Source organism: Paractinoplanes atraurantiacus, assembly GCF_900215205.1.
Classification (GTDB): Bacteria; Actinomycetota; Actinomycetes; order Mycobacteriales; family Micromonosporaceae; genus Actinoplanes; species Actinoplanes atraurantiacus.
Window position 1 is genome coordinate 60,975 of sequence record NZ_OBDY01000027.1, and the last position, 21,934, is coordinate 82,908.

The 21,934-nt window shown below is 72.0% G+C and carries 20 protein-coding genes; 13 read left to right on the forward strand and 7 right to left on the reverse strand.

Annotated features, from left to right (window positions below):
- Positions 1–17 precede the first annotated feature (17 nt).
- The gene (locus CRP55_RS39915) at positions 18–2,033 is read left to right on the forward strand and encodes an MMPL family transporter (RefSeq protein WP_245923669.1); all 2,016 of its coding nucleotides are present in this window, start codon (positions 18–20) and stop codon (positions 2,031–2,033) included.
- 33 nt (positions 2,034–2,066) lie between these two features.
- Here CRP55_RS39915 and CRP55_RS39920 read toward each other — a convergent pair whose 3' ends face one another.
- Both CRP55_RS39920 and CRP55_RS39925 read right to left on the reverse strand, forming a co-directional pair.
- Positions 2,067–3,512, reverse strand: a complete 1,446-nt coding sequence (locus CRP55_RS39920) for a HAMP domain-containing sensor histidine kinase (protein ID WP_097327193.1) — start codon at positions 3,510–3,512, stop codon at positions 2,067–2,069.
- The gene (locus tag CRP55_RS39925) at positions 3,509–4,240 is read right to left on the reverse strand and encodes a response regulator transcription factor (RefSeq protein ID WP_179855535.1); all 732 of its coding nucleotides are present in this window, start codon (positions 4,238–4,240) and stop codon (positions 3,509–3,511) included. Before CRP55_RS39925 ends, CRP55_RS39920 begins: the two co-directional genes overlap by 4 nt.
- Positions 4,241–4,324: 84 nt before the next feature.
- On the opposite strand from CRP55_RS39925, the gene CRP55_RS39930 reads away from it, so the two are divergent.
- From CRP55_RS39930 to CRP55_RS39950, 5 genes are all read left to right on the forward strand, one after another.
- A complete protein-coding gene (locus CRP55_RS39930) occupies positions 4,325–5,212 on the forward strand; it encodes a UbiA prenyltransferase family protein (RefSeq protein WP_179855536.1) in 888 nt (295 codons plus the stop codon).
- Between the two features lie 30 nt (positions 5,213–5,242).
- A complete protein-coding gene (locus CRP55_RS39935) occupies positions 5,243–5,524 on the forward strand; it encodes a hypothetical protein (protein ID WP_245923670.1) in 282 nt (93 codons plus the stop codon).
- A 2-nt stretch (positions 5,525–5,526) separates the two neighbouring features.
- Positions 5,527–5,820, forward strand: coding sequence for a hypothetical protein (locus CRP55_RS39940; protein WP_097327196.1), 294 nt, complete (start codon positions 5,527–5,529; stop codon positions 5,818–5,820).
- Positions 5,821–5,900: 80 nt separating this feature from the next.
- A complete protein-coding gene (locus tag CRP55_RS39945) occupies positions 5,901–7,268 on the forward strand; it encodes an AAA family ATPase (protein WP_097327197.1) in 1,368 nt (455 codons plus the stop codon).
- A complete protein-coding gene (locus CRP55_RS39950) occupies positions 7,265–8,101 on the forward strand; it encodes an HNH endonuclease family protein (RefSeq protein ID WP_097327198.1) in 837 nt (278 codons plus the stop codon). The genes CRP55_RS39945 and CRP55_RS39950 overlap by 4 nt, the downstream gene beginning before the upstream one ends.
- On the opposite strand, the gene CRP55_RS39955 is transcribed toward CRP55_RS39950, so the two are convergent.
- From CRP55_RS39955 to CRP55_RS39965, 3 genes are all read right to left on the reverse strand, one after another.
- On the reverse strand, positions 8,021–10,072 hold the full coding sequence (locus CRP55_RS39955) for an iron ABC transporter permease (protein ID WP_097327199.1): 2,052 nt from the start codon (positions 10,070–10,072) through the stop codon (positions 8,021–8,023). The genes CRP55_RS39950 and CRP55_RS39955 overlap by 81 nt on opposite strands.
- A complete protein-coding gene (locus tag CRP55_RS39960) occupies positions 10,069–11,118 on the reverse strand; it encodes an iron-siderophore ABC transporter substrate-binding protein (RefSeq protein ID WP_097327200.1) in 1,050 nt (349 codons plus the stop codon). The genes CRP55_RS39955 and CRP55_RS39960 overlap by 4 nt, the downstream gene beginning before the upstream one ends.
- A gap of 86 nt (positions 11,119–11,204) precedes the next feature.
- Positions 11,205–12,038, reverse strand: coding sequence for a helix-turn-helix domain-containing protein (locus CRP55_RS39965; RefSeq protein ID WP_097327201.1), 834 nt, complete (start codon positions 12,036–12,038; stop codon positions 11,205–11,207).
- Between the two features lie 34 nt (positions 12,039–12,072).
- Here CRP55_RS39965 and CRP55_RS39970 point away from each other — a divergent pair, with 34 nt between their 5' ends.
- The 6 genes from CRP55_RS39970 to CRP55_RS39995 all read left to right on the forward strand — a co-directional run bounded on the left by CRP55_RS39970 (position 12,073) and on the right by CRP55_RS39995 (position 19,150).
- Positions 12,073–13,341, forward strand: coding sequence for a hypothetical protein (locus CRP55_RS39970; RefSeq protein WP_143235261.1), 1,269 nt, complete (start codon positions 12,073–12,075; stop codon positions 13,339–13,341).
- Positions 13,338–15,185, forward strand: coding sequence for an AAA family ATPase (locus CRP55_RS39975; RefSeq protein ID WP_097327203.1), 1,848 nt, complete (start codon positions 13,338–13,340; stop codon positions 15,183–15,185). Before CRP55_RS39970 ends, CRP55_RS39975 begins: the two co-directional genes overlap by 4 nt.
- Positions 15,182–15,829 carry a 4Fe-4S cluster-binding domain-containing protein gene (locus tag CRP55_RS39980; RefSeq protein ID WP_097327204.1) on the forward strand — a complete coding sequence of 216 codons (648 nt, stop codon included), beginning with the start codon at positions 15,182–15,184 and terminating at the stop codon, positions 15,827–15,829. Before CRP55_RS39975 ends, CRP55_RS39980 begins: the two co-directional genes overlap by 4 nt.
- Positions 15,830–16,041: 212 nt before the next feature.
- Positions 16,042–16,305, forward strand: a complete 264-nt coding sequence (locus tag CRP55_RS53555) for an FHA domain-containing protein (protein ID WP_179855537.1) — start codon at positions 16,042–16,044, stop codon at positions 16,303–16,305.
- On the forward strand, positions 16,302–17,060 hold the full coding sequence (locus CRP55_RS39990) for a PP2C family protein-serine/threonine phosphatase (RefSeq protein ID WP_097327206.1): 759 nt from the start codon (positions 16,302–16,304) through the stop codon (positions 17,058–17,060). Before CRP55_RS53555 ends, CRP55_RS39990 begins: the two co-directional genes overlap by 4 nt.
- A complete protein-coding gene (locus tag CRP55_RS39995) occupies positions 17,057–19,150 on the forward strand; it encodes a protein kinase domain-containing protein (protein ID WP_179855538.1) in 2,094 nt (697 codons plus the stop codon). The genes CRP55_RS39990 and CRP55_RS39995 overlap by 4 nt, the downstream gene beginning before the upstream one ends.
- Here CRP55_RS39995 and CRP55_RS40000 read toward each other — a convergent pair.
- Positions 19,145–19,969, reverse strand: a complete 825-nt coding sequence (locus CRP55_RS40000; RefSeq protein WP_097327208.1) for a helix-turn-helix transcriptional regulator — start codon at positions 19,967–19,969, stop codon at positions 19,145–19,147. The genes CRP55_RS39995 and CRP55_RS40000 overlap by 6 nt on opposite strands.
- 70 nt (positions 19,970–20,039) lie before the next feature.
- Here CRP55_RS40000 and CRP55_RS40005 point away from each other — a divergent pair, with 70 nt between their 5' ends.
- Positions 20,040–21,062 carry an aldo/keto reductase gene (locus tag CRP55_RS40005; protein ID WP_097327270.1) on the forward strand — a complete coding sequence of 341 codons (1,023 nt, stop codon included), beginning with the start codon at positions 20,040–20,042 and terminating at the stop codon, positions 21,060–21,062.
- On the opposite strand, the gene CRP55_RS40010 is transcribed toward CRP55_RS40005, so the two are convergent.
- Positions 21,059–21,931 carry a class I SAM-dependent methyltransferase gene (locus CRP55_RS40010; RefSeq protein ID WP_097327209.1) on the reverse strand — a complete coding sequence of 291 codons (873 nt, stop codon included), beginning with the start codon at positions 21,929–21,931 and terminating at the stop codon, positions 21,059–21,061. The genes CRP55_RS40005 and CRP55_RS40010 overlap by 4 nt on opposite strands.
- Positions 21,932–21,934 lie beyond the last annotated feature (3 nt).

The following is a 21,934-nucleotide window of genomic DNA, read 5'->3' on the forward strand; positions in this document are numbered from 1 at the left end:
GCGGAAAGTTGAGCTCGGTGACCACCGACAGCGCCGTGGACACCCTGCCCGCCGGCGCGGAGTCCACCAAGGTCGCGGTACTTCAGGACAGTCTCCCCGGCGGTGAGGACAACACGTTCGTCTTCGTCTACCACCGTGCCGGCGGCCTGACCGGCGCCGACCGCGCGACGGTCGAGCGCCACTACGACACTCTCACCAAGCGGTATCCGCCGAAGGTGACGGCGGCGGCCGGCGGCGAGGACGAGGGCCCGGCGACCAGACCCTCCACCGACGGCAAGGCGATGATGTTCACTCTGCAGGTGAGCACGGCCTACGGCGCACCGGAGGCCATCGTCGGCCCGTTGCGTGACGCCGCGAGGGACCGCCCGGCCGGCCTGGAACTCGAGGTGACCGGCCCGGCCGCGGTCGACGGTGACATGGACGCCATCTTCGACGGCATCGACCTGCAGGTCTTCCTCACCACCGTGGTCGTCGTCACGCTTCTGCTCGTCCTCACCTACCGCAGCCCGGTGTTGTGGTTCATCCCGCTGGTGGTCGTGGGCGCGGCCGCACTGACCGCGATGGCGACCGTCTACCTGCTCGTCAAGGGCTTCGGCATCGTGGTCAACGACCAGAACTCGGCGCTGCTGACGATCCTGGTGTTCGGCGTCGGCACCGACTACGCGCTGTTGCTCATCGCCCGGTACCGGGAGGCCCTGCACCACCACGAGAACGTCCGGGTCGCGATGGTCCACGCTCTGCGCGGCGCGGCGCCGGCCATCGTCGCGTCCGCGGCCACCGTCGTGGCCGGCCTGCTCTGCCTGCTCGCCGCCGACCTGAACAGCACCAGCGGGCTGGGCCCGATCGGTGCCGCCGGCATCCTGTGCGCGCTGGTGGCGATGCTGACGCTGTTCCCGGCGGTGCTCGTGGTGCTGGGCCGGCGGATCTTCTGGCCGGCCATCCCGCGGTTCAGCACCGCCGTGGCGGAGAAGCCCGGGCTGTGGGGACGGCTCGGCTCCGCCATCAGCCGCCGCCGGTGGGTGGCGACGCTGGGCTCGCTCGGTGTCCTCGGCGTGCTCGCCGTCGGGCTGGCGGGCAACACCGGTGCCCTGCGGGAGCAGGATCAGTTCCTGTCCGCGCCGGAGTCGGTCACCGGCTTCTCCGTTCTCCGCCAGCACTTCCCGGAGCTCGGCGGCCAGCCGATGACGGTCTTCGCGCGGCCGGCCTACCAGGAGCGGGTGCTTGACGTCGTCGAGGGCACGCGCGGTGTGGCCACGGTCATCCCGGAAGAGAGCAGCGGCGGCTGGGCCACCATCTCCGTGTTCCCGGTGGACGCGCCGGACACCGTCGCCGAGTACGACACGATCAAGCGGGTACGCACCGCCGTGCACGCGGTGAGCGGGGCCGAGGCGATCGTCGGCGGCCCGAGCGCCGAGAACCTCGACACCGAGGTGACCACACGGCGCGACGAGAAGCTGGTGATCCCGCTGGTGCTCGCCGTCGTCCTGATCGTCCTCGGGCTGCTGCTGCGCGCGATCGTGGCCCCGCTGATCCTGATGGCCACCGTGATCGTCTCGTTCGCGGCGGCCTTCGGCGGCAGCGTGTTCGTCTTCGACACGATCCTCGGGTTCCAGGGCGTCGACTATTCGGTGCCGCTGCTGGCCTTCATGTTCCTGGTGGCGCTCGGCGTCGACTACAACATCTTCCTGGCCAGCCGGGCCCGGGAGGAGACCGTACGCCTCGGCACCCGCGAGGGCGTGCTCAAAGCCCTCTCGGCCACCGGTGGCGTCATCACGTCGGCGGGCCTGGTCCTGGCGGCCACGTTCGCCGTACTCGCCACGCTTCCGCTGGTGATGCTGATCGAGGTCGGGTTCCTGGTCGCCTTCGGTGTGCTGCTCGACGCCCTGCTGGTGCGGTCGGTCCTGGTACCCGCCCTCACCCTGCTGGCCGGACGGCGGATGTGGTGGCCGAGCCGGCTGTCCCGTCCAGCGGCCGAGCCGCCGAGCCGGCACCAGCCGCTCCCGGACGACGAAGGGCTCGCGTTGCAACGGTGAGTGCGGCGCCACGGACGAGATCCGGGACGAGGCTCAGCCGAGTCCCGGATCTCTTCCCGGACCCGGTCGGGACACCGCGGGCGGGGCCGCGGCCGGAAGGCCGACCCGGAGCAGCGCGCCACCGCGCGCGGAGCGGGCGACGGTGACCCGGCCGCCGTGGGCGTCGACGACCCGCTGCACGATGGACAGACCCAGACCGGATCCCGGCAACGCCCGGGCGCTGTCGGCACGGTAGAACCTGTCGAACACCCGCGGTACGTCGGCGGCGTCGATGCCCGGCCCGGCGTCGTCGACCTCGAGCACCGCCGAGGCGCGCTCGGCACGGAGCCGGACCTGGACCGGCTGGTCCGCGGGGGACCACTTGCCGGCATTGTCGACGAGATTGAGCACCGCCCGCTGCAGCGCCGCGGGACGCCCGCTCACCCACACGGAGGTCACGTCGAGCGCGACCTCGATGTCGGGCATGCGGGAACGGGCCCGGGTCGCGGCCGCCACCACGACGTCGGCGAGGTCGAGCAGCTCGGTGTTCTCGTCGCTGACGTCACCGCGGGCCACCTCGGTCAGCTCAGCGGCGAGGGTGCTCAACTCGGCCACCTGGGAGCCGAGATCGTTGAGCAGACGGGTCCGGCTCTCCGCCGGCAGCGCGATGTCCAATGTGCCCCGCCGATCGAGCCGGATCAGCAGCTCGACGTTGAGGCGCAGGCTGGTGAGCGGGGTCTTGAGCTCGTGGGCGGCGTCCTCGGCGAGCAGCCGCTGAGCCGTCCGGGAGTCCCGGAGCGCGGCGAGCATGTCGTTCATCGACTGGATCAGCCGCCGGATCTCCCCACCGCCCTCGTCCGGGATGCCGGCGTCGAGATCCCGGGTGCGCGCGACACGCACCGCGGCCGCGGTCAACCGGTCGATCGGTGCCAGCCCGGTCCGCGCCACGGTCCGACCGACCAGGGCGCCGCCGGCCACGCAGCACAGCCCGATCAGCAGCATGCCGAACCCGAACCGGTTGACCGGGCTGTCGTCGGCGAGGCGGGCCACCTGGACCGCGCCGTCGCCGGCCCGCAGCGTGTAGACGACGTAGCCCTCTTCGCTGTCGCTGGACTCCATCAGGTCGGCCGGCGCGCCTCGCGCCACCCGCGCGGCCTGCTCGCTGACCGGAGGCAGCGCGGGCTGGCCGGCCGGCGTCCGGGTCGAGCCGTCGGGCAGGATGACCCGCACCAGCCGACCGGATCCGGGATACGACGGTAGCGGGACCCGCGCCAGACCGGCGCGCTCCGCGTCCGCCGCCAGGACGCGGGAGTCGGCGCGCAGCTGTTTCTTCCAGCTGTCGCGTAGTTCCCCGTCGAGCAGCTCACTGGCCACCTGGAAGGCCACGAACACGCTGACCGCGATGGCCGTCGCCGCGATCACCGTCATCCTGGTCCGCAGGGACCGCCGGCGCCACCACCGGGTCAGCCGGCGCGGTTCCCGGCCGGTGGGCCCGCTCACGGTGGAGTCTCCCGCAGCGTGTATCCCAGGCCGCGCAGCGTGTAGATCAGCCGCGGCTCACCCTCGGCCTCCATCTTGCGGCGCAGATAACTCACGTACACCTGAAGGTTGTTGGCTGTGGTGCTCATGTCGAAGCCCCAGATCGCCTCGAACAGCGCGTCGCGGGTCAGGACCCGTGTCGCGTTGCGCACGAGGACCTGCAGGAGGGAGAACTCGGTGCGGGTCAGGTGCAACGGCCGTTCGCCCCGCCACGCCTCGAACCGGTCGGGATCGAGCCGGACGTCGGCGAACGACAGGATCTGCGACTCCTCGCCGGCCGGCGCGCGCCGGCGCAGTAGGGCCCGCACGCGGGCCAGCAGCTCCTCGGTGGCGAACGGCTTGGGCAGGTAGTCGTCGGCGCCCGCGTCCAGCCCCGCGACGCGGTCGGAGACCTGATCGCGGGCGGTCAGCATCAGCACCGGCAGATCGCGGCCCGCGGCCCGCAGCCGCCGGCACGTCTCCAACCCGCCGAGGCGGGGCATCATCACGTCGAGGATCAGCAGATCGAGCGTGTCACCGCCGGGCCCGGCGACCCCGTCGAGCACGGCGAGACCGTTGGCGACGGTGCTGGTGTCGTAACCCTCGACCTGGAGCACCCGTTCCAGGGAGTCACGGATGGCCGCCTCGTCATCCGCGATCATGATCCGCACGCCGGCCCGCCCTCTGTCGTCGATGGTTTTGCCGCTCATGCTCCCCGGCCAACCTGAGGCCAACATTAGAGCCGCGGGCGGCTCTCAGCGGCGGCACAGGCCACCGGGCCGACGATGCGAGGCATGACGCTGTTGTCGCACCGCCCGGCCGCGCTGCTCGTCGCCGTGTCCCGGCCCTGGTTCTGGCCGGTCTCCTGGGTGCCGGCCTACCTCGGCACCGTCCTGGCCGGACACGCCTGGCGGCCGGAGCGGGCCGACACCGGCCGGGCCGTCGTGGCGCTGCTCATCCTCGGACCGCTCGTCTGGCTCGCCGTCCTGGCCCAGAACGACCTGGAGGACCTGCGCAGCGACCGGGCCAACCCGCGCAAGGCGACGGCGCCGCTGGTGACCGGGGCGGTGTCGGCCCGGCGCCTGCGCACCTGGTACCGGGCGGCGGCGCTGGCGTCGGTCGGCGCCGCGTTCCTCGTCGGCCCGCTGTTCGTGCTGGGGGTGGGCGGCGTGCTGCTGCTGGGCCGCGCCTACAGCGTGCCGCCGCTGCGGCTGAAGACCCGGCCGGGCTGGGACGTGGCGGTGAACGCGCTCGTGGTCGGCCTCGTCTCCCCGGCCGCGGGCTGGTCGATCACCCGCGAGCCGTGGCTCTTCCCGTGGCCGATCGCCGTGATCGGCGTGCTGTTCGCGGCGGCCCTGTACGTGCCGACCACGGTCACCGACCTGGCCGCCGACACCGAAGCCGGCGACACCACGTTCGCCGTGCGCTTCGGCGCGGTCTTCGCCCACCGGCTCGGCGTCGCGCTGTGGGGCGCGGCGCTCGCGGTCTCGCTCGTCTGCGCCGCGTTCGACCTGGTCGTCCCTCGCTCCACGCTGACGCCGCAGCTGTTCATGGTGCCGGTGCTGCTGATCGCGTACGCCGTCCTGACCCGCCGCCCCACCATCGGCAAGCTCGCGGCCGTCTCGGTCTTGTTCGCGATCCCGACAGTGGGTTTCACGCTGGCTTACATCGCCGCTGGCTGAGGCCGTATACGAAGCGTTTACACTAGGCTGGTGGAGGAGGATTACCAGTTCGACGACGACAGCTACACCGCCCTGGGTGCCGCCGGGGTGGCGTGGCAGGACGCGGTGTTCCTGCTGCGGCAGAGCCGGCCCGTGGTGCGCAGGCACCTCGGGGCGGTGCTGAACATCGCGGGCCGTGACCGGCAAGGGCGCTGGCTGGCCGTGGCGTTGATCGAAGTCGCTCCACAGCGCGCCGACCAGTACACCGTCGCCGGAGCGCGCTACCTCGACGACGTCGAGGTGGCCGCTATCGAGCGGATGCTGAAGGGATAGCCATGATTGACAACAGCGAGGTCCGGGCCGCACTCGAGAGCCGCGACTGGAGCGGGGCCGAGGTCGTCACCGAGAGGCCCCGAGCGAAGATCGTGCATTCCGTACGCCTGCCCGCCGAGTGGTCCGAGGCCCTCGAGGCCGAAGCCGACCGGCGCGGAATAACCCCGTCCCGCCTCATGCAGGACTACATCCTGGCCGGCTTGCAGCAGGACTCCGCGGCCCCCGAGGGAACCGTCACGATCAGCCGCGCCGCTTTGCACCGCGCCATCGACGCGGCCCTGACAAGCGCCGCCTGACTTCGGCCGTCGGCAGCGCTGGATACGCTGACCCCGCTCGGAACACGATCCGGGTCGGCGGCAGAACGAGGGGATGTCAGGTGTACATCAAAGAGATCAGGCTGCAGAACGTGCGGGGATTCCACGACGCCCGCGACGTGACGCTTGATCTCACCCGGCCGGACGGATCGCTGGCCGGCTGGACAGTGCTCGCGGGCCGCAACGGGTCCGGTAAGACGTCGCTGTTGCGTGCGGTGGCTCTCGCCATCGGCGGACCGGGCGTGGCCCGCAACCTCGTCAGCGACTTCGCCAACTGGGTGTCGGTCGGCGAGTCTCAGGCCGTCGCTGCCGTCCAACTCGCTTACGATGAGGAGGTCGACTGGTTCGGAATCGGGGAACCGGCACCTCATGGACCGTTCTGGGCGGGTCTGGGCTGGGATGTTCCGCAGGACAATCTTCCTGGTGGACGAGACCGCCAGCCGGCGATCAGCGAGCAGATTCCCGGGTCGGGTGACAAGGCGACCCCTCGTCGGGGTCCTTGGGACGACAATCCGATCGGGTGGTTCTGTGCCGCGTACGGCCCGTTCCGCCGTCTCGCGGGTGGCTCGGGCGATGTTCAGCGGCTGATGCTGGGCATGGGGCCGGCGGCAAGGATGGCGAGCTTGTTCCACGAGGACGCCTCCCTCGCGGAAGGCGTTAGCTGGCTCATCGAACAGCATCTGCGGTCGCTCGAACAGCGGCCGGGAGCCGAGGAGCTCAAGGAAGCGGCGTTGGCGGTCTTGGGCGATGGCCTGCTCCCGGACGGTTACGCGATTCAAGCGGTCAACTCGGACGGGCTGTGGGTGGAGCGAGGCGGTCACCGCTTTCCCTTGCGTGAGATGAGCGACGGCTATCGAACTGTCGCCGCTCTGGTAGTGGATCTGCTGAAACAGGTTCACGAGGCCTACGGACGTCTCGACATCGACATGCTCGACGGGGTGATGACGGTCTTCGCCCCCGGCGTGGTCATCATCGACGAAGTCGACGCGCACCTGCATGTGTCGTGGCAGAAGCGGATCGGGGGATGGCTGAAGCGGCATTTCCCGCAGACGCAGTTCATCGTCACGACGCACAGTCCTTACATCTGCCAGGCCGCCGACGAGAACGGGCTGATCCGCCTTCCCGGCCCCGACGAGAACAGGCCTCCGCAGGTCGTCGAGCAGGATCTCTACGAACGGATCGTCTACGGCAGCGGCGACGACGCCGTCATGTCCGAGCTGTTCGGCCTTGACACCCCCTACTCGGAGCGGGCCGTCACGCTTCGGCGGGAACTCGTCGAACTCGAGACCCATGTCGTCTCGGGGAACGCTGACGAACGCGAAGTGCGGCGCTACGAAGAACTTCGGGATCTGCTCACCAGTTCACCACCGACCAGGGTCGACGAGCTCTCCGCACGGCTGGCCGCGAGTGGAGAACAACAGCGACCGTGATACCCATCCGCCGCCTGCCGCTGACAGCCGACGTCACCACACGCATGGCCACCCTGACTGATCAGATCCGCGCCTCGGTTCCGGCGCAACGCGGGACGGCGGCGCGGGATCTGTGGCGGCTGAAGAGCACTCGAACGAACGTCACTGATCCGATCCGCGAAGTCTTGCAACGGATGGCTCCGGGTGCCGGGCGGTGCATGTATTGCGGCGACAGCTTCGGCACCGACATTGATCACCACGAACCGATCGCGCGGACCCCGCTGCGCACCTTCGACTGGCTCAATCACCTTCTCGCGTGCTCGCACTGCAACAGTCACGACAAGCGGGACCGCTTCCCACTGGATGACCACGGCCGTCCCTTGCTGATCGATCCCTCGGCCGAGGATCCCTTCGATCATCTGGTGCTGTCGCTGTCCGTGGGCGAATATCGCCATCTGACGGAGAAAGGCCGGCGGACCATCGAGATCTGCGGTCTGAACCGTTTCGTGCTGTCCCGGGCGCGGCAGAACGTCTACCGCCTGGTGATTCTCTGCCTGCGGGCGTGGCCGGGCGCCGTTCGGGGAGAGAACGGCTATGAGCCCGCCGAACTGCTGCACATGATCCGTGAGCAACCGTGCGCCGACGTCTGCCAGGCGATGCTCCGGCAGGTGCGGCAACCAGGGGCGGCAACGGTGTTCGCTGACGTGCCCGACATCGTCGACCTTCTCCTCGACCGTCAGGTGCGGACCGCGCTCCTGGTGGAGCACGGGGTCTCAGGCTCGGGAGCGGCGCAGGAGCCAGACGAAGTACGGGGCTCCGATCAGGGCCATCATCAAGCCGGCCGGGATCTGTGACGGGGCGATCAGGGTGCGGCCCAGGGTGTCGGCCGTGCTGACGAGCAGGGCGCCCAGCAGCATGGCGACCGGGAGGGCCCGGGCGTGGCGGACGCCGACCAAGCCGCGGGCCATGTGCGGAGCGACCAGGCCGACGAAGCCGACCACGCCGATCGCTGTGACGGACACCGCGGCGGCGACGGCGGCGATGGTGAGCAGGGTCAGGCGTACGCGGTCGCGGCGGACGCCGACGATGCGCGGGGTGTCCTCGTCGAGGGTCAGCAGGTCCAGTTCGCGGCGCATGGTCAGGACGGCGGGGGTGGCCAGGAGCAGGACCACGGCGACCGGTAGCACGTCGGCGAAGGTTCGGCCGTAGGTCGTGCCCGAGAGCCAGGTGAGAAGGCGCGGCGTGTCCCACGGGTCGGCGCGCAGCAGCAGGAACGTGCTGATGTCGCTGAGCGCGTAACCGCAGCCGATGCCGATGAGCAGGAAACGGTCGGGGCGCAGGCCGCCCCGCCAGGCCAGCACGGCGATCAGCGCGAACGCGGCCAGGCCCAGCGTCACCGCCATGGCGACCAGGGCGGGGTGGCCGCCGGACAGGCCCGAGGTCACCACGATCACGGCGCCCAGGCCGGCGCCGGCGGTGATGCCGAGGACGCCGGGCTCGGCCAGCGGGTTGCGGACGGTGCCCTGCACGACGGTTCCGGCCAGGGCCAGCGCCGCGCCGGCGACGACGGCCGCCGCGACCCTCGGGGCCCGGTCGTCGAGGGCCAGGCCGATCAGATCCGGGGCGGTTCCTTCGAGCCAAAGGATTATGTCGCCGGTACGCAGCCACAGGCTGCCCGCGAGCAAGCCGGTCAGCGCCGCCGCGACGAGCAGCACGGCCGCCGCGACCAGGACCGTGACGAAACGGCGGCGGGTGCGGATCGCCACGTGCGCGCCGGGCGCCTCCCGGGCCGCGCTCACGTCGCGCAGCCGGAGCGCGAGGATCACGATGACCACGGCGCCGAGCAGCGACGTCGGGATGCCGGTCGGGATCGAGGCGGCCGCCTGCGGGCCCATGACGGCCCGGAGCACCGAGTCGGCCAGCAGGACGAGCAGCGCCCCGGCCAGGCCGCAGGCCGGGATCAGGAAGGCGTGCTTGCCGAGGGCGCCGAAACGTTTGGCGGCCAGCCGTACGGCGACCGGCGCGGCCAGGCCGACGAAGGCGAGCGGGCCCGCCAGCGTCACCGAGATGCTGGTCAGCAGCACCGCGCAGAGCACGGCCAGGATGCGGGTCGCGCGGACCCGTACACCCAAGGAAGTCGCCGCGTCGTCGCCCAGGCCGAGCACGTCGAGACGCCGGGCCAGCAGCAGGGCGACGGCGAGCACGGTCACGATGACCGGGGCGGCGCGTTCCGCGGCGTCCAGGTTCAACTGGGCCAGGGAGCCGCTGCCCCAGGCGTACAACCCGGTCGTGCTCTCCTTGAACAGGATCAGCAGCATGGCCGTGGCCGCGTCGAGGGCCATCGCGACGGCCGAGCCGGCCAGGATCAGCCGGGTCGAGGCGATGCCGGACGCGCTGCCGGCGAGGCCGAGCACGACACCGGCGGCGAGCAGGCCACCACCGAAGGCCACGGCGCCCGAGGCCCACAGCGGCACGGCGAGGCCGAACGCGGCGACCGCGCACAGCGCGAAGTAGGAGCCGGCGGTGACGGCCAGGGTGTCCGGCGCGGCCAGCGTGTTGCGGGTGACCGACTGCAGCAGCGCCCCGGCCGAGCCGAGCGCCACCCCGACCGCGACCCCGGCCAGCACGCGCGGCAGGCGCGAGCCGGTCAGCACGTCGGTGATCGGCACGCCGCCGACGTCCTCGCGCGCCCCGGACAGATAGCGCAGCAGGCCGGCGAAGCCGACGCCGGAGGTGCCCTGGGTGATGTGCCACAGGCCGGTGACCACGACCGCGCCGAGCAGGACGGCGAGGATCACCGGCCCGCTCGCGACGCGGCCCTTCACTCCTTGGTCAGGATCTTGACGTACGCGTCGATCGCCTGCTCGTTCGAGAGCGGGCCGCCGGCGCCCCACACGCCCGCCGGGAAGGCGTGCGCGCGTCCCTCTTTCACGGCGGGCAGAGCCGTCCAGATCGGGCTCTTGCGCAGCTCCTTGACGTAGCTGTCCGGGGTGTCGTCGTCGGAGTAGAACAGGGTGGCGCCGCCGACGGCGGTGAGCCCCTCGATGTCGGTCTGCGCGAGCCCGTACGCCGGGTCGACGCCCCCACTTCCGTACGCCGAATTGATCTTGTCGGTCCAGGCCGGCGTCAGGCCGAGCTGCTCGCCGAGCTCGGTGAACAGGGCGCCCTTGCCGTAGGGGCGGATGACGAGGTTGCCGCCCTCCATCCAGCCGTCGAAGAACAGAAAGTCCTTCGCCTGTACGTCGGTGCCGGCGACCTTCTGCTTGGCGGCGGCCAGATGCTCGTCGAACTGCTTCAGCACCAGGTCGGCGCGCTCGGTGCGGCCGGTGGCCGTACCGATCATCGAGAAGACCTTCTTCATGTTGGCGATCTGCCCGGAGGCGTCGGCCCCGACCGTGGCCAGCACGGGGACGCCACGCTTCTCGAGCTTGGTGATGATCTCGTCGTTGGCCTTGAACGCCTCGACGACGATCAGGTCGGGCTTCGTGGCGTACAGGGCGTCGAGGTCGGGCTCGCCGCGCTCGCCGGCGTCGGCGACGGTCGCGGGAAGCTTCTCCGCCTTGACGTACGTCCCGTAGCCCTTGGGGTCGGCGACCGCGACCGGGGTCAGGCACAGCGTGAGCAGGTCCTCGGTCTGCTGCCACTCCAGCACCGCGACCCGCTGGGCGGGCTTGGCCAGCTCCACCTTGCGGCCGACGCCGTCGGTCATCGACACCGGCTCGGTGGAGGTCGTGGTGGTGTCGTCGGCGCAGGTCTGCGACGTGGGGGCGGCCGAGCCGGCGGCGGACGGCTCGTCCACCTTCGTGGTGCCGCAGGCGGCGACCAGGCCGAGCAGCGCCGCGGCGGCCGCGAGGCGGTAGGGCAGATTCATGCGACGGTCTTTCCTCGGTGAAGCAAGTAAGGGTTGCCTTGCCTTACGGAGGCTAGGTGATGATCTTGATGTCAGCAATCCCGTACTCAGGACAGCTGATACGGGATTTGGGACACCTGACCCGGCGTCATTCGCATGACCCGCCGGAACGCGGCGATGAACGTGCTCGGCTGCGCATAGCCGAGCCGCTCGGACACGTCACGAACCTCGGCGCCCCCGGACAACAGCGCCAGCGCCTCGTGGACGCGCAGCGCCTGCCGCCACTGCGCGAACGACAACCCGGTCGCCTCGCGGAAGGCCCGCGTGATCGTCCGGTCGCTGACGCCCAGCTCGGCCGCCCACTCCTGCAGGCCACGGTCGTCGGCCGGGTCGTCGAGCAGCGCCTCGGCGATCGGGTCGATCCGGCTGTCGCCGGGCAGCTCCAGCGCGAAATGCCGCTCCGCGGGCTCGAGCACGTCGAAGACGACCGCCTCGGTCCGCGCCCGCTCCGCGGCGCCGAGATCGTCGCGGGCCAGCCGCACCAGCAGCGACTCCAGCAACGGGGACATGGTGATCGGCGTCGGCGCCGGGAACTCGACCGGCGTGCGGCCCGGAGCGAAGAAGGCGTCGTGGAACTCGGCGCCGGCGGTCAGCCGGCCGCCGTGCGTCACCCCGGCCGGAAGCCACAGGGCGAGGCCGGGCGGCACGGTGAAGACCCGCTTGCCGACCCGGGACGTCAGCGTCCCGCCCCGTACCCACACCAGCTCGTGCATCGGATGCGCGTGCGGCGACCACTCGGTCGGAACGTCCAGCACTTCGGACTCGGCCAGGATGGCGAACGGTGCCGGCTCCTCCGGTGGCATGGACGGGGCCCGCCGGATGATCGTGCCTGGATCGCGCCGCCAGGTGCCCAGACTGGGATCGTCCGCGGGCGCGATCATGCCGCCGAGCCTACGCTGTCCGTCAGATAACGGCGTGAGCGCAGAAATGGGAGTCGTGGTCGCCGCGCCGGCCCTGGTCGCCGCCGGTCTCGTCGCCGGCGCCGGCTATCTGGCCGTGCGCGGCATCGGCGTGCTGGCCGGCGCGGCCGGCGACCGTCTCGCCGAACGCCAGTCCCGCGGCTGGCAGGCCGCCGACCGGATCGCCCGGGCGGTCGCCGAGCACCGGCTGCTGCACGACCAGATCGCGAGGGGACAGGCGCAGTTCGGCGCCCTGATCACCCCGCCGCCGGCCCTCGGCGAGGTGCCGTCGCCCGGCGGCCGGGTCGAGCGGGCCGAGCAGTGGGCGGCCCAGGTCGACGCCGTGCTCGCCGCCGCCGACCAGCGGTTCCGGGCCGAGATGGCCGCGGCCCGCACCCGCTGGGTCATGAACGAGGTGGCGGCGGCCCTCGACCGGCTGCCCAAGCCCGCGCCCGTGCCGGGACGTCCCCGGGCGGCCACCGCCGCTCCCGCGCCCAGCACCCGCGTCGCCGAGTCGCTGCGCCGCGTCATCGGCCGGATGGACGGCGGTGTCCCGCCGCACCTGGCCGAGCTGCTGCAGAAACGGGCCGCCGACGCGCTGGCCGCCACCTCGGAGGACACCCAGCTGCTCCTGCTCGACGACCTGCGCTACTCCGTCGACCAGGCCAACGAGAAGGTCCGCCGCCGGCGGGCCACGCTGCGGGAGCTGACCGCGCGGCTTGCCGGATACGCCGGCCCCGCCGTCGACGACGCGCTCGCCGCGATCAGCGCCGCCGACGCCGACCCCGAGCCCGACATGCCCGGGCTGGGCCGCCGGGTCGACGCCGCGATCGCGGCCACCCTGGCCCCGATGGTCCGCGACTACACCCGGCAGGCGCTGCGCGAGTCGCTCGAGGAGATCGGCTGCACGGTCGAGGAGGGCTTCGAGGTCGCCCTCGGCCGCACCGGCCTGGCCCATCTTCAGCGCGACGGCTGGGACGACCTCGCCGTGCGGGTCCGCAGCCGGGGCACGGACGCCGGGGCCTTCCACTTCAACATGGTCGCACCGGCCGACGGCGAGACGGCCGAGGCCGAAGCCGTCGAGCACCAGTGGTGCTCGGCCGTCGACCAGCTGCTGCCCGCGCTCGCCGAGCGCGGCCTTCAGGTCACCACCACCCACCGCAGCCAGGAGGGCGATCCCGAGGTGCAATCCGTCGATCCGGCCCGCTATCCGTTCGACCGCCGCCGGCGCGACCAGCACCGGCGGCGTGACCAGCGGCGGCACGAGCGGGAGCTGCCGCGATGAGCGACGGATATCCGGCCTGGCTGCGCGAGGTCCGCACCGCGCTGTCGATCAACTCGCAGGTCGTCCTCTACGGCAACGTCCGCGACGTCTTCCTGCTGCCGGCCCCGCACGGCTGGGAGCCGTGCGACCTGCAGACCGGCCTGCACCGGGTGCTGGCCGACGAGGGCTACCGGCATCTGGTCGTGGCCGACGCGGTCGCCGGTCTCGGCGTGCTGCCGGCCGACCCGGTCACCGCCAAGGCGGCCGCCGAGGTGGTCCAGCACGACAACAAGCCGGCGTGGGGGCCGTGGAAGGACAAGGACGGGCCGCTCGGCCCCCTCTCCGACGTGATCGAGCGGGTGGCGGCGGCCGACGGACAGCGCAGCGCCGTCCTCATCGACTTCGCCTCCCGGCTGATGCTCGACCCGGCCCACCTCGACCCGTCCGAGCACGCGTTCTTCGCCCGCTGCGACCGGCTGTCCCGGGTCGCCTATCCCAAGCCGGTGCCCGAGGACCCGCGGCCGCTCTACAACCCGGTGATCTGGGCCGTCAACAACGAGCGCGACCTGCCGGTCTGGCTCACCGCGGGCAACGACGACGTCCGGAAGATCGCCGTGCCGTTGCCCGAGTTCGGCGTACGGGAGACCGCGGCCCGCTGGCTGGCCAACGCGCTGGCCGGCTATCGCGAGGCCGATGAGGACGGCCGGCGCGAGCTGGAGCGCCGGCTGGCCGAGCAGACCCAGGGCATGACGCTGCGCGGCATGATGGCCATCGCCCGGCTGGCGGCGCGGATGCGCACCCCGATCGGCGAGATCGACGAGGCGGTCCGCTGCTACCGGGTCGGCGTGCACGACAACCCGTGGCGGGCCTCGCACCTGCGCGACCGGATGCGCGACGCGGCGGGCACGATCTCGTCGCGGGTCAAGGGGCAGCGCGAGGCCATCCAGCGCTCGGTCGACATTCTCGTCCGGGCCGTGCTCGGTCTGTCCGGCGCGCAGGCCGGCGGCAACGCCTCCCGGCCGCGGGGCGTGCTGTTCTTCGCCGGGCCGACCGGGGTGGGTAAGACCGAGCTGGCCAAGGAGCTCACCCAGCAGATCTTCGGCGACGCCCGCGCCTACACCCGGTTCGACATGAGCGAGTTCTCGGCCGAGCACTCGGCCGACCGGCTGATCGGCGCCCCGCCCGGCTACGTGGGGCACGACGCCGGCGGCGAGCTGACCAACGCCGTACGGCAGAGGCCCTTCAGTCTGTTGCTCTTCGACGAGATCGAGAAGGCGAACCCGCGGATCCTCGACAAGTTCCTGCAGATCCTCGACGACGGGCGGCTGACCGACGCCAGCGGCTCGACCGTCTACTTCTCCGAGACGGTGCTGGTCTTCACCTCCAACCTGGGCGTGACCGCCGAGGAGTACGCGATCCAGGCCGAGGCCGACCCGTTGCAGCCGCCGTTCACCCGCGAGGAGCTGGAGAAACGGGTGCGGCACGCGGTCGAGCACCACTTCGTCAGCGTGCTCAACCGGCCCGAGCTGCTCAACCGGCTCGGCGACAACATCGTGGTGTTCAACTTCATCGACGCCACGACCGCCGAGGAGATCTTCGACGTGCTGGTCGCGCACGTCCGGGAGCGGCTGCGTGCGGAGCACGGTGTCGATCTGAGGCTTGCTGACGCCGTACGCCTGCAATTGCTCGAAGGCGCGACACGCAACCTCGGCATGGGTGGTCGCGGCATCGGCTCGCACCTGGAGAGTGCCCTGGTCAACCCGCTCGCCCGCGAGCTGTTCCGCCGCGACGGCGCGGCCGGCGGCGAGATCACCGTCACCGGGCTGCGGCACGCCGACGGCATCTGGCAGGTGAGCCTGGCATGAGGATCAGGATCAACCGGGTCCACCATCCCGTGCTGGTGCTCGGATACGGGCGCCGGGCCGGTGTGTGGACGCAGGGCTGCGGCATCGGCTGCGCGGGCTGCGTCTCCCGCGACACCTGGGACGCCGACCCGGACACCGAGGTCGACGTGACCGAGGTCGTGCGGTGGTGCGCGAGCCGGCCCGGCGACCTGGACGGGGTGACGATCAGCGGCGGCGAGCCGTTCGACCAGCCGGACGCGTTCCTCGAGCTGCTCGACGGGCTGAACGCCTGGCGGGCCGGGCTGTCCCGGCCGGTCGACCTGCTCGCGTACAGCGGCCGTTCGCTCGCGGTGCTGCGGGCCCGCTTCGGCGAGCACCTGGCCCGGCTCGACGCGGTCATCCCGGGCCCGTTCGTCGAGGCGAGGGCGCCCGGCAACCGCTGGCGCGGCTCGGCCAACCAGGAGCTGGTGCCGCTGACGCCGCTCGGGCACGAACGCTACGACGCCGAGGTGGACCGGCCGGCCGGGCCGACCCGCCTCCAGCTGGGCAGCGACGGCGAACGGGTCTACCACATCGGCGTACCGGCGCCCGGTGATCTGAATGCGCTCGAGGCGGCCCTGGCCCGCCGCGGGCTGGCCTACGAGGAGGCGTCATGGCGGAGTTGATGTGTCCCGGCTGCAAGGCCGACATGCCGGCGGGCACGCAGTACTGCCAGTCGTGCTTCCTCACGCCGGTGACGAAGCCTTCGGTTGCCGAGAATGCCTGCGGCGATCCCGACTGTCCGACCGGGGGACAGCCGCCGGCGGCCGGATGCCGTCCCTGCGGGCTTTCGGGGGCCTCTGCTCCCACTCTTTCGTTCGCCTGGGGGACGGTCGCCGTGCCCGCCGATCAGCCGCTGGTGGTGGGCCGGGAGAACTCGCCGATCGCTTCGCAGCTGGGCGACTACTCGAACATCTCCCGCCGGCACGCCGAGGTGCGCTCGGACGGCCGCGCGCTGACCGTGGTCGACCTCGACTCGATGAACGGCACCTTCGTCAACGACCAGCGCCTGGCGCCGAACCAGGAGACGCCGGTACGGGCCGGCGACAAGATCCGTTTCGCGGCCCGGCTCGAGGCGACCGTGACGGGAGAGGCGTCGTGACGCACATCGACGTGGTGGCGGTGACCCATCGGGGCCGCAAGCGTGACCACAACGAGGACACCGTCTCGGTGGCGGGCTTTCAGTCCGGGGCGGTCGAGGGGCAGCCGGTGCGGTTCGCGGTCGACCCCATCCGGCCGGTTACGTGCCTGGTCGCGGACGGGCTGGGCGGGCAGGCGGAGGGCGGCCGGGCGAGCCGGCTGGCCGCGACCGCGATGGGCGACTTCTTCTTCCACGACCGGGAGGCGGTGGTCAAGGCCGTCCGGGCGGCCAACGAGGTGGTGTACGCCGAGATGGCGCTCAACCCGGCGTGGAGCGGCATGGGCTCGACGGTGGTGGTGCTGGTGCTCGCCGGTGACCGGGCGATCTGCGTGAACGTGGGGGACAGCCGGTGCTTCCTGCTGCGTGACTCGCACATGGTGCAGCTGTCCCAGGACGACTCGGTGACGCCGGCGCCGGGCGAGGCCACGGTGGCGACGGTGGTGACACAGACGCTGGGGGGCCGGGCCCGGATGACCGGGGTCGAGCCGCACGCCATCGAGGTCGGGGTGCGCCCGGGCGACCAGTTCCTGCTGTGCAGCGACGGGCTCACCGACGAACTGCCGCCGGAGCGGATCGAGGCCGAGCTGGCGGGGGCGGCCGATCCGCGGACGGCGGTCGAGCGCCTGCTGCGGGCCACGCTCGACGCGGGCGCCCGCGACAACGTCTCCATCGTGCTGGCCGCCGTGCCATGTGCCGAGGAAGGAAGAGACCAATGACCGACGAGGGTCCCGTCCGGGGAATGGCCAGCGTGCCCGGTACGGTCCGCGACCAGATCGCCGCTCCCGGCACGACGCGTGACGCCGCGGGTGCTCCGGGCACGACGCGTGACGCCGCGGGTGCGCCGGGCACGACACGCGACGGCTCGGGTGCTCCGGGCACGACCCGCGATGGCGCGCCGGGCACCACTCGCGACGGCGGCCCTGACCCCGAGCCGTTTGCCCGGGTCAACCTCCCGCCGACGCTGCGCCGCCGCTACGAATACGTCCGTGAGCTCGGCGCCGGCGGCGAGGCCGATCTGCTGCTGGTCCGCGACCTTTCGAGTGGCGAGGAATGCGTCGTCCGGCTCTACCGCCGCCAGGATCTGCCCCTCGACGAGGAGAAGCTGAACCGGCTGCGTACGGCCGATCCCCGGCACCTGATCGCGCTGCGCGACTACGGCCGCGGCGACGGCTACGTCTGGGAGATCCTCGAGTACGCCCCGTACGGCTCGCTCGAGCAGCTGATGGGCCGCTACCCGGCGCCGTGGCCGGCGGACAAGGTCCTCGACGTCTTCGACCAGCTCGCCCCGGCCATCACCTACGCCAACTCGCTCGGCATGGTGCACCGCGACATCAAGCCCGGCAACGTGCTGATCCGGTCGATGAACCCGGCCGACCTGGTGCTGGCCGATTTCGGCCTCACCAAGTTCATCGAGGCCACCCACGCCCACGGCACCAACTCGCGCACCTCGGCTTATGCGCCGCCCGAGGCGATCGCCGGCCACACCTCCAAGTGGAGCGACTGGTGGTCGCTCGGCATCATCATGTTCGAGCTGCTGACCGGCCGGAATCCGTTCCAGAACCCGGACGGCAGCTGGTTCAACGAGCAGGTCATCACCTCCATCCTGATCAGCCGCGAGATCTCGGTGTCCGGCATCGCCGACGATCATTGGCGCCTGCTCGTGCGCGGCCTGCTGACCCGGGTGCCGGAGAAGCGGTGGGGCCCGGAGCAGACGGCGGCGTGGCGTGCCGGCGGCAAGCCGCCGGTCGCCGACCCCGAGCCGGTGCGCGACCCGGGCCGCCCGATCACGCGAAGCAACGCGACCTTCGTGTTCGAGGGCGTCGGCTACAACGATCCGCTGGCCCTGGCCGCCGCGCTGCGCCACGACTGGGGTGGCGGCCGCCGGCTGCTGGCCGGCCGGGCGGTCAAGGCGCCGACCTATCTGGCCCTCAAGGACTGGATGACCAAGCACGAGCGGGCCGAGGCGGTGCAGGCGCTCAACGACGGCGTCGACGAGCGCCCGGAGCGCGGCCTGATGCAGGTCATCATGGCCCTCGACCCGCAGGCGCCGCCGGAGTTCAACGGCCGCCGTCTCGACGACGAGAACCTGCGGGCCCTCACCCGTGACGCCATCGCCAACCAGCCGGCCGCCCGGCAGATCCTCGGCCAGATCTACGAGGACGGCATCCTCACGATCTGCGACGACACCCCCGGCTGCGCCGGTTACGCGCTGCTCGACGACCGCTGGCACCGCAACGTCGAGGCCGCGCAGGCCCGCCTCCAGCAGGTCGGCGTGACCATCTCGCAGGGCGACCTCCAGACCCTGCGGATGCAACTGCTGGTCGCCTCGTACGCCGGTCAGGACCATCTGTTCGCCGAACCGGCCGCCGAGGCGGCGCGAAATCCCGAGGCCTTGTCGCAGCCCTGGTTCCGCACCCTGGTCGCCGACCGCCCGGCGCCGGAGCACGAGGCCCCGTGGCACGCCGCGCTCATGCTGACCGCCCCGGTCGCCGCCCAGCAGACCCGTGACCAGCACGTCGCGGCCGAGCGCCGCCGCCTGGAGGAGGAGCAGCGCCGCATAGCGCAGAGCCGCGCGAACATGGACCGCATCAGCGTCCCGCTGGGCCTGGTCTGCGGTGTCATCGCGTTCTGCGCTCCGCCGGCCGGCGCTATCGCCGGCCCGGCCGCGGTCTATTTCGGCGTCCGTGCCCGGCGTACCCGTCACAAGGCCGCGTCCACCTGGGCGATCGGACTCGGCGGCGTCGGCTTCGTCTTCGCCGCTATCACGATCATGGTCTATCTCAACAACCTCGTGAACGGCTCATAGGACCGACAGGGCGTGTGCGGTGCCGGAGCCCGGCTCGGCGGTGTAGACGAGCATGGTCAGGGCCGGGTCGTCGTTGACCCGGAACGACTCGTAGTCGAAGGTCAGCTCGCCGGCCACGGGGTGGCGGTAGCGTTTGGCGCCGCGCCGGTAGCGCAGCACGTCGTGGGAGGCCCAGAGGGTGCGGAAATATTCGCTGCGGCCGGACAACTCGTCGACGAGCCGGGCGATGTCCGGGTCGCCGGGGTCGCGCCCGGCCGAGGCGCGCAGCACCGCGACGCCGTTGTGGGTGGCGCCCTCCCAGTCGAGGTAGAAGTCGCGGGCCCGCGGGTCGAGCAGCTGGAACCGCAGGGTGTTGAAGGTTTCGCCGGGAGCCGGTTCGTCGGTCGACAGGGAGAAAACGGCCCGGCCGAGCCGATTGGCGTAAAGGAAGTCCAGGCGGTCGTTCTGGATGAACGCCGGCGTGCTCAGGGCGTCCAGGACGCGGCGAAGCTCCGGCCGGACACCGGGCTTTCCGGCCGGGCGCCCGGGCCTGGTCTGCTGGATGGCGGCGACCAGGCTGAGGAAATGGTCGTGCTCGTCCTCGCCGAGCCGTAGCGCGCGGGCGACGGCCTCGAGGACCTCGCGGGAGGCGCCGGCGACCCGTCCGCGTTCCAGGCGGGTGTAGTAGTCGACGCTGACGCCCGCGAGGTGGGCGACCTCCTCGCGGCGCAGCCCGGGCACCCGCCGCACGCCGGGGAACTGGGGCACGCCGGCCTGGTCGGGGGTGAGGCGGGCGCGCCGGGTGGTGAGGAAGCCGCGCAGCTCGGCCGGGAACTCCATGCGCCCGACCCTAGCCAGGGTCTGGCAGACCCTCCCGCGCGGCGCCCGGATGCGCTTTGCTGGGCTCATGATGGAACATCGTCCGCTCGGACGGACCGGCGTCTCGGTCAGCAAGCTGTGCCTCGGCACCATGATGTTCGGCGACTGGGGCAACAAGGACCACGACGAGAGCATCAAGGTCATTCATCGGGCGCTCGACGCCGGGATCAACTTCGTCGACACGGCCGACGTGTACTCGGCGGGGGAATGCGAGGAGATCGTCGGCAAGGCCCTCAAGGGCCGCCGCGACGACGTCGTCCTCGCCTCCAAGGCCAACATGCCGATGAGCGACGACCCGAATCATCGGGGCAACTCCCGCCGTTGGATCATCCGCGCGGCCGAGGACTCGCTGCGCCGGCTGGGCACCGACTGGCTCGACCTCTACCAGGTGCACCGCTGGGACCCGGCGGTCGATCTGGACGAGACGCTGGGTGCGCTGACCGATCTCGTACGGGCCGGGAAGGTCCGCTACATCGGTCATACGACCTTCCCGGCGTCGACGATCGTGGAGGCGCAGTGGGTGGCCGAGCGGCGGGGCCGCGAACGTTTCGTGACCGAGCAGCCCCCGTACTCGATCCTGGTCCGCAATGCCGAGAACGAGGTCCTGCCGGTGGCTCAGCGCTACGGGATGGGCGTCATCTCGTACAGCCCCCTGGCCGGGGGTTGGCTGTCCGGCCGGTACAGCCGCCAGGCGCAGGACCTGCCGTCGTCGGAGGCCCGGCGCCGGCTGGCCAACCGCTTCGACATGTCCCTGGCCGAGAACCAGCGCAAGCTCGCCGCCGTCGAGCAGCTCACCGACCTCGCCGACCAGGCCGGCCTGACGCTCATCGAGCTGGCCGTCGCCTTCGTGCTGCGCCACCCCGCGATCACCGCCCCGATCATCGGCCCGCGCACGATCGAGCACCTGGAGTCCCAGCTGGCCGCGGCCGACGTAGTGCTGTCCACCGACGTGCTGGACCGCATCGACGAGATCGTCCCGCCCGGCCTGACCCTCAACCCGGCCGACAACAGCTGGCTCAACCCCCTGCTGGACCCCGCCGCCCGCCGCCGCTAGCCACGGTCGGCGACCATGACGTGGCTCTGGCCGAGGGAGGCCCGGTGGTGGATCGGGACGCCCAGGGCCGCGGCGGTGTCGGTGAGCGGCTCGTGGCGGGTGACGGTGAAGCCGTGCTCGCCCAGGAGCGCGGTCATGGCGTCCGGGGTCCAGGTCGACCGCCAGGGTTCCCTGGCCCAGATGCTGCGCCGCCCGGTGGACGCCATCAGCAGGCGAACCACCAGCCGGCCCAGCTTGGCCTTGGCCGCCGGCACCTGGAAGTTGACGACCAGGCGGCTGCCCGAGCCGGACCGGGCAGCCACCGCGGCGACGGTCGAGGCCACCTCGGCCTCGGTCAGGTACGGCACGACCCCCTCCCAGATCCATGTCGTGGCCGGCTCGGTCCGGTGCCCGGCCGCGTCGAGCGCGTCGCCCAGCCGGTCACGCCCGAAGTCGACGGGGACGAAGGTCGGCGGCGGCCCGGACAGTTCGGCCGCCCGCCGGCGTTTGTCAGCCTGCGACGCCGGTTGGTCGACCTCGAAGACGGCCGCACCGGCCAGCTCGGCCATCCGCCAGGCCCGCCCGTCCAGACCGGCCCCGAGGATCACGACCTGCGGGTTGAGGCGCTCCCGGACGGCATCGTCGATGAAGACCGTGCGCGGCGCCATCAGGCCGGTGGTGGCACGGATCGTCTCGTAGTCGATCCGGTCCCGCCAGCCCTTCGGCACCTCCTGCTCCCGCACCCGGCGAACAACCTCCCGCTCGCCGGGCAACAAAAGCGCCATCGCCGTGGGATCGGCGAACCGTCCCGGCGCGATCAGCCCGTCGGCCGCCGCGCGCCCCTGGCAGACCTGGACCGCGGTGCGGCTCGCTTGCAGTGTCTCCGGCACGGG